Annotated in this window: 12 protein-coding genes and 1 tRNA gene; 4 read left to right on the top strand and 9 right to left on the bottom strand. The window is 65.0% G+C overall.

Annotated features, from left to right (window positions below; translation table 11 throughout):
* The first annotated feature begins 24 nt into the window (after positions 1-24).
* The 3 genes from J2805_RS15640 to J2805_RS15630 are packed head-to-tail and all read left to right on the top strand — an operon-like array spanning position 25 to position 2,592.
* Positions 25-744, top strand: coding sequence for a LytR/AlgR family response regulator transcription factor (locus J2805_RS15640; RefSeq protein WP_309977806.1), 720 nt, complete (start codon positions 25-27; stop codon positions 742-744).
* Complete coding sequence (locus tag J2805_RS15635; protein ID WP_309977804.1) at positions 741-1,091, top strand: DUF485 domain-containing protein; 351 nt, start codon at positions 741-743, stop codon at positions 1,089-1,091. The genes J2805_RS15640 and J2805_RS15635 overlap by 4 nt, the downstream gene beginning before the upstream one ends.
* A 7-nt stretch (positions 1,092-1,098) precedes the next feature.
* Positions 1,099-2,592 (top strand): sodium/solute symporter, encoded by a 1,494-nt coding sequence (locus tag J2805_RS15630; protein WP_309977802.1) that lies wholly within the window; start codon positions 1,099-1,101, stop codon positions 2,590-2,592.
* 7 nt (positions 2,593-2,599) lie between these two features.
* Here J2805_RS15630 and J2805_RS15625 read toward each other — a convergent pair whose 3' ends face one another.
* From J2805_RS15625 to rpsB, 6 genes are all read right to left on the bottom strand, one after another.
* On the bottom strand, positions 2,600-3,184 hold the full coding sequence (locus J2805_RS15625; RefSeq protein WP_309977800.1) for a DivIVA domain-containing protein: 585 nt from the start codon (positions 3,182-3,184) through the stop codon (positions 2,600-2,602).
* Positions 3,185-3,262: 78 nt separating this feature from the next.
* Positions 3,263-4,183: a phosphatidate cytidylyltransferase gene (locus J2805_RS15620; RefSeq protein ID WP_309977798.1), complete on the bottom strand. Its 921-nt coding sequence runs from the start codon at positions 4,181-4,183 to the stop codon at positions 3,263-3,265.
* Positions 4,183-4,740: a ribosome recycling factor gene (gene frr / locus J2805_RS15615; RefSeq protein ID WP_309977797.1), complete on the bottom strand. Its 558-nt coding sequence runs from the start codon at positions 4,738-4,740 to the stop codon at positions 4,183-4,185. The genes J2805_RS15620 and frr overlap by 1 nt, the downstream gene beginning before the upstream one ends.
* Positions 4,741-4,848: 108 nt before the next feature.
* The gene (gene pyrH / locus J2805_RS15610; RefSeq protein WP_309977794.1) at positions 4,849-5,586 is read right to left on the bottom strand and encodes a UMP kinase; all 738 of its coding nucleotides are present in this window, start codon (positions 5,584-5,586) and stop codon (positions 4,849-4,851) included.
* 147 nt (positions 5,587-5,733) lie between these two features.
* Positions 5,734-6,570 carry a translation elongation factor Ts gene (tsf, locus tag J2805_RS15605; protein WP_309977793.1) on the bottom strand — a complete coding sequence of 279 codons (837 nt, stop codon included), beginning with the start codon at positions 6,568-6,570 and terminating at the stop codon, positions 5,734-5,736.
* Between the two features lie 135 nt (positions 6,571-6,705).
* Positions 6,706-7,584 (bottom strand): 30S ribosomal protein S2, encoded by an 879-nt coding sequence (gene rpsB, locus J2805_RS15600; RefSeq protein ID WP_309977792.1) that lies wholly within the window; start codon positions 7,582-7,584, stop codon positions 6,706-6,708.
* A gap of 478 nt (positions 7,585-8,062) precedes the next feature.
* Between rpsB and J2805_RS15595 the strand changes: the two genes are divergently transcribed.
* Positions 8,063-8,590, top strand: a complete 528-nt coding sequence (locus J2805_RS15595) for a M23 family metallopeptidase (RefSeq protein WP_309977791.1) — start codon at positions 8,063-8,065, stop codon at positions 8,588-8,590.
* A 32-nt stretch (positions 8,591-8,622) separates the two neighbouring features.
* On the opposite strand, the gene J2805_RS15590 is transcribed toward J2805_RS15595, so the two are convergent.
* From J2805_RS15590 to J2805_RS15580, 3 genes are all read right to left on the bottom strand, one after another.
* Entirely contained in the window at positions 8,623-9,813 is a 1,191-nt protein-coding gene (locus J2805_RS15590) for an acyl-CoA dehydrogenase family protein (protein WP_309977789.1), read from the bottom strand.
* Between the two features lie 280 nt (positions 9,814-10,093).
* Positions 10,094-10,170: transfer RNA gene (locus J2805_RS15585), tRNA-Ile, on the bottom strand.
* A gap of 168 nt (positions 10,171-10,338) precedes the next feature.
* Positions 10,339-11,529, bottom strand: a complete 1,191-nt coding sequence (locus J2805_RS15580; RefSeq protein WP_396134386.1) for a glycosyltransferase — start codon at positions 11,527-11,529, stop codon at positions 10,339-10,341.
* Between the last annotated feature and the right edge of the window lie 73 nt (positions 11,530-11,602).

The following is an 11,602-nucleotide window of genomic DNA, read 5'->3' as shown; positions in this document are numbered from 1 at the left end:
GGGACACCGGGATAACCTAGAAGCATGATCAACGTCCTCGTCGCCGACGACGAACTCCCCGCTGTCGAGGAGCTGGCGTTCCTGCTCGGCCGGGACGACCGGATCGGGGCCATCCACCGGGCGTCGTCCGGTGCCCAGGCCCTCCGGGTGCTCGACGCCGAAGCCGTGGACGCGGTGTTCCTCGACATCCACATGCCCGCCCTGTCCGGCCTGGACATCGCCCGGGCCATCTCGCGCAGCAGCAATCCCCCGGCAGTCGTCTTCGTCACCGCGGACGAAGAGTGCGCGCTGGAAGCGTTCGAACTCGCCGCCGTCGACTACCTGCTGAAGCCCGTACGCGCGGAACGCCTGGCCAGGTCTGTGGGCCGCATCTGCGAACTCATGAAGGACGGCGCCGCGACGCCGGAAATGATCACGGTGGATCTCGGCGGCACCACCCGGATGATCAGGCGCGACGACGTCACGTACGTCCAGGCCCAGGGTGACTACGCGCGGCTGCACACCACCGAGTCCAGTTACCTCATCCGCGTGCCCTTGGCGGACCTGGAGCAGCAGTGGGCCGAGGCCGGCTTCCTCCGCACGCACCGCTCCTACCTCATCGCCCTCAACCATGTCAGCCATATGAAGCTCGCCGCAGCCCGCCCCACCGTCACCGTGGCCGGGGCCGAACTGCCCATCAGCCGCCGCCACCTGCCGTCGGTCCGGGAGAAGCTCGAAACAACGCGGATCCGGCCGCAGGCATGACGCGCGTGAGGGTGACGGCCCCGCGGTCCGCCGCAATGCCTGTGCTGGAATCGCGGGAGGCCGCCGAGGAATCGGACGTAGGCCAGGTGTTCGTGCGGTCTTTGATCCGGACGCAGCTTCGCCTGGCGGTGGTGGTGGCCGCCGGGTTCCTGCTGATCCTGCTGGCCTTCCCCCTCATGCTGGGACTGGTTCCCGGGCTGGCGGAATCGAAGATCGCGGGCATACCCTTCGGCTGGTTCCTCCTCGGCGCCGGAATCTACCCGGTGATCGGGCTCAGTGCGTGGCTGTACATCCGGACAGCGACCCGGAACGAGGCCCGTTACCGGGACCTGGCGGAGGACAGGTGAGGCGGCGTTGAACCCGGTGGTGGGCATCGCCGCGCTGGTCGCCGTGTCCGTGGCCACGGCGGTCATCGGATTCTACGGGCTGCGGATTTCACGCACGACCGGAGACTTCTACGTGGCCTCGCGGACCGTCCGGCCGTGGTGGAATGCGTCCGCGATCGGCGGCGAGTACCTCTCCGCCGCCAGTTTCCTTGGCGTGGCCGGGCTGATCCTGCTCTCCGGCACGGATGCCCTCTGGTTTCCCATCGGCTACACCGCGGGGTACCTGATGCTGCTGCTCTTCGTCGCTGCTCCGCTGCGGCGCTCCGGCGCCTATACGATTCCTGATTTCACCGAGGTTCGCCTGGATTCGCGGGCGGTCCGCAGGGTCACCAGCCTGGCGGTTGTGGTGGTGGGCTGGCTCTACATCGTGCCGCAACTCCATGGTGCAGCCCTGACGATCCGCATCACCACGGGGCTTCCGTCCTGGGTGGGGTCCGTGGCCGTGGTCATCGTGGTGTGTCTGACGGTACTGGCCGGCGGGATGCGTTCCATTACGTTCGTGCAAGCGTTCCAGTACTGGCTTAAGCTGACGGCACTGGCGGTGCCTATCGTGTTCATCGCCCTGGTGCTGGCCGGCAACGGAACCCCGGCGGTGGCCGAAGCCAACACCAACCCCACCGGGCTGGCACCCACCGGCCCCTACCAAAACATCTCGCTGCTGGTTGCCCTGCTCTTCGGGACCCTGGGCCTGCCGCACGTCCTGGTGCGGTTCTATACCAACCCTGACGGGCAGTCGGCGCGTCGCACTACGCTGATCGTGCTGGGCCTGCTGTCCGTTTTCTATCTCTTTCCCACTGCTTACGGACTGGCCGGGCGGATGTTCGCTCCGGGCCTCGCCCAGAGCGGCCGGTCGGATGCCCTGGTGCTGCTGCTGCCGGGCCGGCTGATCGGAGGACCGGCCGGGGACATGCTCTCCGCGCTTGTGGTGGCAGGGGCGTTCGCCGCGTTCCTGTCCACCACGTCAGGCCTGGTGGTATCGCTGGCAGGCGTCATCAGCCAGGACGTGCTGGGCGGGAGCGTCCGCGGTTTCCGGCTCGCCGCGCTGATTTCCGCCACGGTTCCGCTGGGCTTCGCGTTCATGACGGACTCGCTGGCCCTGGCAGGCAGCGTGGGCCTCGTGTTCGCCTTCACCGCGTCCACCATTTGCCCCGCCTTGCTGCTTGGGATCTGGTGGCGAGGCCTTACCGATGCCGGCGCCATTGCCGGAATGGTAACGGGAGGAATCCTGTGCGGCGGGGCGCTGGTTGCCGGCGCCGTGTTTGCCGGTCCCCTGTCCGGTCCGGCCGCTTCCGGCGCCGCGATGCCGCCGTGGCTCGCCCAGCCCGCCGCCTGGACAGTACCGGCTGCTTTCGCCATGATGGTCCTGGTGTCCCGTGCCACCAAGGACCGCGTGCCGAGGACCCTGACGAAGGTGATGACCAGGTTGCACACGCCGGAACGGCCGCTGGCCACCGAACGCTAGGGCCGAGTTAGTCGATGGCGGCCATCAGCTCGACCACGCGGTCGAGGAAGGCGTCCACCTGGGTTTCTTCGTAGCCGTCCTTGCCCTTGGCCGGACGGAAGACCGCGCGGCGGACATTGTCGACACTGAGCGGCTGGTCCTCTTCGAGGTACCCGATGAGGTCCCGGCACAGGTTGTCCACGTCCACGGTGTTATAGCTTCGGCCGCGGCTGCCGGCCGGCCGGCGGAACCGGTCGCCGTCGGGACGGTGAAGCCGGCCCCGCAGCAGGCCGGACAGCTTACCGATTTCACGCAGCCAGGCGTCCTCGCCGCGCGCCTCGATCAGGTCATCGCGCTCGCGCCGGGCGAAGGCGTCTTCCAGGCGGTCCAGTGCAGCGTCAACCCCGGCCGCGGCGTATCCGCCCTTGACGGGATCGAAGCAGACGGCCCGGACGTCGGCACTCTTGATGGTCTGGGCTGCTGCTCCCGGATTCTCAAACGAAACCCGTGCGCGCTGGAGGAACTGGTCCACCTGTTTGGCGTTGTAGCCGTATTCGTTCCGCTGCACGCGGTCAAATGACGCAGGTATCTGCCTGTGAATGTCCACTGTCACTTTTGCTTCCTTCAGTGCTGTTCAGCTGTATTGCTCCGCACCAGTCTAAGGTGCCGAACGGTTGCCGGGCGGGATGCCTCAGGCTCCGGAAACAGCCGTGAACAGGATAAACGCCGCCGGTGAGGCGAAGACGATTGAGTCCAGGCGGTCCATTACTCCGCCGTGTCCGGGCAGGATGCTGCTCATGTCCTTGATGCCCAGTTCCCGCTTGACCATGGATTCGGCGAGATCGCCGGTGGTTGCCGCCGCCACCATGCCGACTGCCAGCACCACCCCGACCCACCAGGGCTTGTCCAGCAGGAAGAGGCATGCCAGGACACCCACGGCTATGGCTCCGCCGATCGAACCGGCGAAGCCTTCCCACGATTTCTTGGGGCTGATCTTGGGCGCCATGGGATGCTTCCCGAAGGAAGCACCCACCAGGTAGCCGAAGGTGTCGTTGGAAACAACCAGCAGGAGCATCGTGGCGATCTGCCATGCACCGGGGGGAATCACGCCGCCGGGCCACAGGCCAACCGGGGTGGCGGTTCCCACCGCATGCAGCGGCAGGATCGCGAAGCTGATGAAGAACGGCACCCAGGCCAGGGTGAAGACGCCCGCGAAGATGCTGCGGGCTGATCCTGCTGCGCTCTCGATGGTCCGCCACAACAGGACCGCCACGCTGCTGGCCAACAGCGCAAAAAGCAGGCTCTCCAGTCCGCCGAAGTAGGCGGCCAGCGGCATTCCCACGGTGCCCACCATCACAGGGACGATGGGCAGGCGGGTGCCGCTTACCTCCAGCGCCCGGAAGATCTCCCAGACGCCGAACACCGCGAAGGTGGTGGTGACCAGGACGAAGCCGAGCGGCAGGAACAGGAGACCCCCCAATACGGCGAAAAGCATCGCCAGGCCCACCGCTGTGGCGGCTGGAAGGTTCCTTCCGGCCTTGGGCGTTGGGTTGGAGCGCTGCTTCCCCCGGGCCCGGACTCTGTGTCCGGGCGCCTGCTGTGCCTGATCCATCAGACCTCGAGCAGCTCGGCTTCCTTGCGCTTGAGCAGGTCGTCGATGCCCTCAACGTGCGCCTTGGTCAGGGCGTCGAGTTCCTTCTCGCCCCGCGCGCCTTCGTCCTCGCCGGCTTCGCCGTCCTTGACCAGTTTGTCCAGGGTTTCCTTGGCCTTGCGGCGGATGTTCCGGATGGATACCTTGGCGTCCTCGCCCTTGGCCTTGACGATCTTGACGTATTCCTTGCGGCGTTCCTTGGTCAGCTCCGGGATGGTGATCCGGATGACGTTGCCGTCGTTGGACGGGTTGGCGCCAACCTCGGAGTCGCTCAGGGCGCGCTCAATGTCCCGCAGGGCCGTCTTGTCGAACGGCGTGATGAGGATGGTGCGGGCGTCCGGGATCGCGAAGGAGGCCAGCTGCTGCAGCGGCGTGGGTGAGCCGTAGTAGTCCACCAGCACCTTGTTGTAGAGGCCCGGGTTGGCCCGCCCGGTGCGGATCGAGGCGAAGTCTTCCTTGGCTACCTCGACAGCCTTGTCCATCTTGTCCCCGGCTTCGAGCAAGGTATCTTCGATCACGGTCTCTCCTCAGAAATTGGTGTGTTCCGGCTGGCCGGAATGCACGGTTCGTTCCGTCTTTGCGGCCTGCCCACCGGGCCGGCCTTCCTCAAATCATCCTAGCTGTTGCTAGGGAGTGACTATGGTGCCCAGCTGTTCGCCGCGGATGGCCCGGGTCACGTTGCCTTCGCCTTCCATGCCGAACACCACCATGGTGAGGTTGTTGTCCTTGCACATGGTCATGGCCGTCTGGTCCATCACGCGGATATCGCGGCGCAGGGCGTCGTCGTAGCTGAGCCGTTCGAGCTTCTCCGCGCTGGGGTCCTTCTTCGGGTCGGCGGTGTAGACGCCGTCCACTCCGCTCTTTGCCATCAGCACGACGTCGGCATGGACTTCCAGCGCACGCTGGGCGGCAACGGTGTCGGTGGAGAAATACGGCAGTCCGGCGCCGGCGCCGAAGATCACGACGCGGTTCTTTTCCATGTGGCGGATGGCGCGGCGCGGGATGTAGGCCTCGGCCACCTGGCCCATGGTGATGGCGCTCTGCACACGGGTCTCCACGCCGGCCTGTTCCAGGAAATCCTGGAGTGCGAGGCAGTTCATCACGGTACCCAGCATGCCCATGTAGTCGGCACGGGAGCGGTCCATGCCGCTCTGCGACAGCTCGGCGCCGCGGAAGAAGTTGCCGCCGCCGACGACGATCGCAACCTCGACGTCGGGAACTGCCGCGGCGATCTGCTTGGCGACTCCGCGGACGGTATCAGGGTCGACGCCCAGCTTTCCGCCGCCGAAGACCTCGCCGGACAGCTTCAGGAGGACGCGACGCCGGCTCTTCTCTGACTGGACAGAATTGTTGACGGTTTCCATGGTGCCTTCCCGTAAATGAGCTCTGAGCTAGGTTATCGTGCCCGATGGCCAAAGGTGTCATTTCCCCGGCCCGTACGTGCAGCCGCGAGGCTGCGATTGCATGCAAAAGGGGCGGCCACCGAAGTGACCACCCCTTTGCGTGTCTAACTAGGAACCGACGCGGAAACGCGCGAAGGCCGTAGCCTTGACGCCGGCCTCGTCGAGGATCTGCGCCACGGACTTCTTGGCGTCCTTGGCGAATGCCTGGTCAACCAGCACCTCGCCCTTGTAGAAGCCCGTGACACGGCCTTCCACAATCTTGGTCATGGCCGCTTCGGGCTTGCCCTCAGCCTTGGCCGTCTCCTCGGCGATGCGGCGCTCGGACTCAACGAGCTCAGCCGGGACGTCTTCGCGGGTCAGGTAGTTCGGAGCCATAGCGGCAACGTGGACAGCAACGTCGTGTGCTGCGGTTGCGGCTGCTTCGCCTTCGCCCTCGACTGCGAACAGGACGCCGACCTGGGCCGGGAGGTCCTTGGAGGTCTTGTGCAGGTAGGCGTCAACAGTGCCGCCCTCGATGCGGGCAATACGGCGGACAACAACCTTTTCGCCCAGGATTGCGCCTTCTTCGACGACAACCTCGGACAGCGGCTTGCCGTCAACCTCGGTGGCCAGCAGGGTTTCGATGTCGGCTGCGCCGGACTCGACCGCGATGGCCAGGACCTTGTCAGCGAGCTGGATGAACTTGTCAGCCTTTGCCACGAAGTCGGTCTCGCAGTTAACTTCGATCATCACGCCAACGCCGCCGTCAACCTTGGCTGCAACCAGGCCTTCTGCGGTGGAGCGGCCTTCACGCTTGGTAGCGCCCTTCAGACCCTTGATGCGGATGATCTCGATGGCCTTCTCGGCGTCACCGTTGGCTTCGTCAAGAGCCTTCTTGACATCCATCATGCCGGCGCCAGTGCGCTCACGCAGAGCCTTGATATCAGCGGCAGTGTAGTTCGCCATGTGAACCCCTCTGTCTAGAAATTTTGTGTGGTGTACGGACTGACAGGACGGCAGCTCACCGAGTGAGCGGCCATCCTGTCAGAAACCCCCGGCACTGCGGACAGTGCCGGGGATGGTCCAGATTTACTTGTCTGCCTACTTGGCAGCGTCGGCTTCGCCGGCGGCGGCTTCGGGTGCCTCGGCAGCTGCCGGGGCTTCCTCTGCGGCTGCGGGAGCTTCTTCAGCAGCGGCGGGAGCTTCTTCAGTCTTGCTGCCTTCGAGGAGCTCGCGCTCCCACTCGGCCAGCGGCTCTTCCGGAGCTTCCGTGGTGCCGGTTGCGCGCTGGTTACGGGCGATCAGGCCCTCAGCAACAGCGTCAGCAACAACGCGGGTAAGCAGGTTGACGGAGCGGATGGCGTCGTCGTTGCCCGGGATCGGGAAGTCGACTTCGTCCGGATCGCAGTTGGTGTCCAGGATGGCAACAACCGGGATGTTCAGCTTCTTGGCCTCGTCAACGGCGAGGTGTTCCTTCTTGGTGTCCACGATCCAGAGCACGGACGGTGCCTTGGTCAGGTTGCGGATACCGCCGAGGTTGGTCTCCAGTTTGGTGAGTTCACGGCGAAGGAGCAGCAGTTCCTTCTTGGTGTAAGCGGAACCGGCGACGTCGTCGAAGTCGATCTCTTCGAGTTCCTTCATGCGCTGGATTCGCTTGGAGACCGTCTGGAAGTTGGTCAGCATACCGCCGAGCCAACGCTGGTTCACGTACGGCTGGCCGACGCGGGTGGCCTGCTCGGCGATGGATTCCTGCGCCTGCTTCTTGGTGCCGACGAAGAGAACGGTGCCGCCGTGTGCAACGGTGGCCTTCACGAACTCGTAGGCACGGTCGATGTAGGACAGCGACTGCTGCAGGTCGATGATGTAGATGCCGTTGCGCTCCGTGAAGATGAATCGCTTCATCTTCGGGTTCCAACGACGGGTCTGGTGTCCAAAGTGGACGCCGCTGTCAAGCAGCTGGCGCATAGTTACGACGGGCATGCCGACGCTCCTTCCGGCAGGTCATTCATGAGAGAGCCCAAGGCTCTCTTACCCTGCCAATAGTTGACGGTTGAATAGCTTCGCCCAGGCGGGCGCTGCTCCTGGCATCCACTGCGCTTCCCATCCGTGCCAGATGGCAGGGACCGCAGGAGGCGCAGTCCTCCGCACCGAAAGTTTTCGGCTTCTTGTGAGGAGGGCTGGATACGCGTAGTCAGCTACTGCTCCCCCACACCTCTGAATGAGACGTGCTGACTAGAACGACCGAAAGGACCAAGCGACCATTACGTGACTTGAACCGCCGGCCGGGCATCGTTGAGGGCACAGCAAACTGCTCCGTCAAGTGTACTACAGCAGCCCCACCGGATCCGACCATTTCCGGGCCCGCCGCCTTGCCATTTGCGGACTCTTTTCCCGACCCTTATCCACATAACGCCACGCGCCCCTGTCCGGTGATGCGCGGCGCGGGCAGGCTGAGGAAATGAAACTCCGGATCCTCTTGGCAATCCTCATACTGGCCGCGTCGGCAACGGCTCCGGCCTCGTGGGCCGAGCCCGCCGCTGCGGCAGTGCCCGCTCCAGCGCCGGCGTCGGGTTGGAGCTGGCCCCTGACGCCCAGGCCAGCGGTGCTCCGCGCATTCGACCCCCCGGACAAGCCGTGGATGAGCGGGCACCGGGGCGTGGATCTCCAGGCGGCGTTCGACGGCGCCCAGGTCACCGCGCCGGAGTCGGGAACCGTCAGCTTCGTGGGCGTGGTGGTGGACCGTCCGGTGATCACCATCGATCACGGCAACGGGCTCCGCAGCAGTTTCGAGCCGGTGGAAAGCGTCCTTGCCGCCGGGGCCACACTATCGAAGGGAGACATCCTCGGCACGGTTCAGCCGGGCCACTGCGCAGCCATGCCGTGCGTTCACTGGGGCGTGCGGCGTGGCGCGGAATACATCAATCCGCTGTCGCTGGTGAAGGACCTGCGGCCCTCCATCCTGCTTCCGCTGAAGGCGCCCCCGTGAGGTCCCGCCGTGAGGTCCCGCCGTGAGGCTGCCTAGACGATTGCGGAAATGCCGGTGATTGCCCGGCCCGTCACCAGGGTGTTGATCTCGTGGGTGCCTTCGTAGGAGTAGATGGCTTCCGCGTCCGAGAAGATTTTGGCCATTTCGTAGTCAGTGACGATGCCGTTGCCGCCGAGGAGGCTGCGCCCGATGGCCACGCTTTCGCGCATTCTCGCCGTCGTAAACGCCTTGGCCAGGGCGGACTGCTCATCCCTTGCTTCGCCCGCGTCTTCGAGCTGGGACAGGCGGACCATCATGCCCATGGAGCTGACGGCGTTGCCAAGGATCTGTACCAGCTGGTTTTGGACCAGCTGGAAGGAGGCGATCGGCCGGCCGAACTGGCTCCGCTCCACTGCGTAGCGCCGGGCGACGTCGAAGGCCGCGAGCTGCTGGCCGACGGCCTGCCAGGCAACGGCGAGGCGGGTTACTTTCAGGACCTTGTTGGTGTCCCGGAAGCTGTTGGCGTTGGCGAGTTTGAAGAAGTCCGGGACCACGACGTTTTCGAGAGTGATGTCGGCGTTCTGCACGGTGCGGAGTGAGATCTTGTTTTCGATCTTCGTGGCGCTGTAGCCCCCTGTCCCCGTATCCACCAGGAAGCCCTTGACCTGGTTGTCGGCGAGGTCGCGGGCGTAGATGACCACCCAGTCGGAGAACGTGGCGTTGCCGATCCAGCGCTTGGCGCCGTTGAGGATCCAGCTGTCACCTTCGCGGCGGGCAGTGGTACGCGTGCCGCCGGCAACATCGGAGCCGCCCAGCGGTTCGGTGAGGCCGAAGGCGCCGATTTTCCGGAGCGAGTAGATGTCCGGCAGCCAGGCTTCCTGCTGCTCCTGTGAGGCCAGGGCCTCGATGGAACCGGTGAACAGTCCGTCGTGGACTCCCATGAACGTTGCAATGGACGTGTCCGCGCGTGTGACCTCGGCGTGCAGGACGCCGGCGAAGAGGTTGGAGTAGCCCTGTCGCCGAACGGGGCTGACAAGGTCGATCTCGGCCAGCTTCGGAATCAGGTCCATCGGGAACTCGGCGCGGTTCCAGCAGTCGACCGCGATCGGCTTGACCTCGCGTGCCAGGAACTCCCGGACTTCGGCCAGCCGGTCCCGCTCCTTGCCGCTGAGCAGCTGCTCGAACGCGAAGAAGTCGCCATCGGCGTACGGCAGGTTGTTGATGTCGATTGCAGCTTTGGGCATGGTGTTCCTTCAGGTGTGATCAGCAGCGACCAAAGGTCCCCGGCTTCGAGGGCGGCGTAAGTTACTCACGAGTAACATATCGCAGCGGAAGCGCCGGGGCAAGCGATAAGTTACTTTCGGGTAGCAGCTCACAGAACCCAGGCGCCGGGCAGGCGGGCACAACGGCTCGCGGCCGGGCAATTCAACACGGCGGCAACACAACACGGCGGCAACGCAACACGGCCGGCGACACAAAAGGAGCCGTGGCCGATGTCTTTGCATCGGCCACGGCTCCCGTGGATGGTAGGGCTACTCGGACTTGAACCGAGGACCTTAGGATTATGAGTCCCGCGCTCTAACCAGCTGAGCTATAGCCCCGTGCGCCCCGCAGACTGCAGGCTCCGGAGGGAGCCCCCGCAGTTCCGGGGCAAAAACACTCTAGCAATAGTAATCGCCTGATACGCGCACCAGCGATCCCGGCGCGGGCGGCACGCTGGGATGACGTCCCGTGGGATGACGCGGCCAGGGACTACACGGCTTGTGGGATTACACGACTTTGTCGTCGTAGCTGGCGCCGTAGTAGAGGTCCTCGAACGTCTGCAGCGTCCCCTGGATGCTGTGCGGCTCCACCATGCAGCGGCTGGCCTTGCCCATCGCCGCAAGGTCCTCAGCGGGGAGCTGAAGCACGCGGGTGATCTTCGCGGCAAGGTCGTCGCTGTCGTTGGGCGTGAACAGATAGCCGTTCTCGCCGTCGCGCACCAGGTGCGGCAGGGCCATCGCATCCGCCAGCAGCACGGGGGTGGAGGCAGACATGGCCTCCAGCGTGACCAGCGACTGAAGCTCAGCCGTGCCGGGCATGCAGAAGAGGTCCGCCTTGATGTACGCCTCGCGCAGTTCGGCATCGCTGGCCAGGCCCAGGAACTTCACGCGTGATTCCAGCCCCAGCCTTGCCACCTGGGCTTCGAGGGCGGCCCGCACCTCGCCGCCGCCTACGATCTCCAGGTGCACGTTCAGTTCGGCCGGGGTCTTCGCGACCGCGTCGATGAGGACGTTGACGTGCTTTTCCTCAGCGAGGCGACCGGCAAAAAGCACGGTGGGCTGCGGGTGCCGGTCAATTACCTCGCCGTCCCGAAGCTCATAGGCAGCAGAATCGATGCCATTGGACAGGGGCAGGACCTTGCGGAGGAACGCATGCTGGTGCATCGCCTTGGCTGCGAGCGGCGTTGGAGTGGTGACGACGTCGGCCTTGCCCATCACCTTTCCCATGTCCTTCCAGGAGATGCGCCCCACGATGTCCTTGAACCACTGCGGAAACGGCAGGAACGGGTTCAGGTTCTCCGGCATGAAGTGATTGGTGGCCACGATTCGGACGCCGCGCCGCTCGGCTTCGTAAAGCACGTGCTCGCCGATCATGTAGTGGCTCTGGATATGCACCACGTCCGGCTTGACGCGGTCAAAGAGGAGGCTGATCTCCTTCTTGATTTCCCAGGGAAAGGTGATCCGGAAGTACTCGTGCGTGGGCACGGAGTGGGAGCGGATCCGGTGCACAGTGCCCTCCGAGCGAAACTCGGTGAAGCTCTTGCCCTTGTCCGGCCGGCAGGCGAGGACATGGACGTCGTGTCCCCGGGCAGTCATGCCTTTGGCCAGCCGGTATCCGAATTGCGCGGCTCCGTTGACGTGGGGCGGGTAGGTGTCCGCAGCAATCAGGATGGTAAGTGATTGCTGACTGTCGGGCATGGTCACGTGGAGAGCTCCTGGTGGTCACGGTGCGGTCAGCGCTGGCTGTCGCGGCCTGCTGTCCCTCGGCGCG

It is taken from the genome of Arthrobacter oryzae, from assembly GCF_031454875.1.
Taxonomy (GTDB): domain Bacteria; phylum Actinomycetota; class Actinomycetes; order Actinomycetales; family Micrococcaceae; genus Arthrobacter; species Arthrobacter oryzae_D.
Note: the sequence above shows the minus strand (reverse complement) of the source record. Positions and strands in the feature narration are given on the sequence as shown.

Excerpts from the sequence above, each read along its gene's own strand:
- J2805_RS15595 (WP_309977791.1), top strand. The coding sequence starts at position 8,063 with ATGAAACTCCGGATCCTCTTGGCAATCCTCATACTGGCCGCGTCGGCA.
- J2805_RS15580 (WP_396134386.1), bottom strand. The coding sequence starts at position 11,529 with ATGCCCGACAGTCAGCAATCACTTACCATCCTGATTGCTGCGGACACC.
- tsf (WP_309977793.1), bottom strand. The coding sequence starts at position 6,570 with ATGGCGAACTACACTGCCGCTGATATCAAGGCTCTGCGTGAGCGCACT.
- J2805_RS15590 (WP_309977789.1), bottom strand. The coding sequence starts at position 9,813 with ATGCCCAAAGCTGCAATCGACATCAACAACCTGCCGTACGCCGATGGC.
- pyrH (WP_309977794.1), bottom strand. The coding sequence starts at position 5,586 with ATGGAAACCGTCAACAATTCTGTCCAGTCAGAGAAGAGCCGGCGTCGC.
- rpsB (WP_309977792.1), bottom strand. The coding sequence starts at position 7,584 with ATGCCCGTCGTAACTATGCGCCAGCTGCTTGACAGCGGCGTCCACTTT.
- J2805_RS15635 (WP_309977804.1), top strand. The coding sequence starts at position 741 with ATGACGCGCGTGAGGGTGACGGCCCCGCGGTCCGCCGCAATGCCTGTG.
- J2805_RS15640 (WP_309977806.1), top strand. The coding sequence starts at position 25 with ATGATCAACGTCCTCGTCGCCGACGACGAACTCCCCGCTGTCGAGGAG.
- J2805_RS15620 (WP_309977798.1), bottom strand. The coding sequence starts at position 4,183 with ATGGATCAGGCACAGCAGGCGCCCGGACACAGAGTCCGGGCCCGGGGG.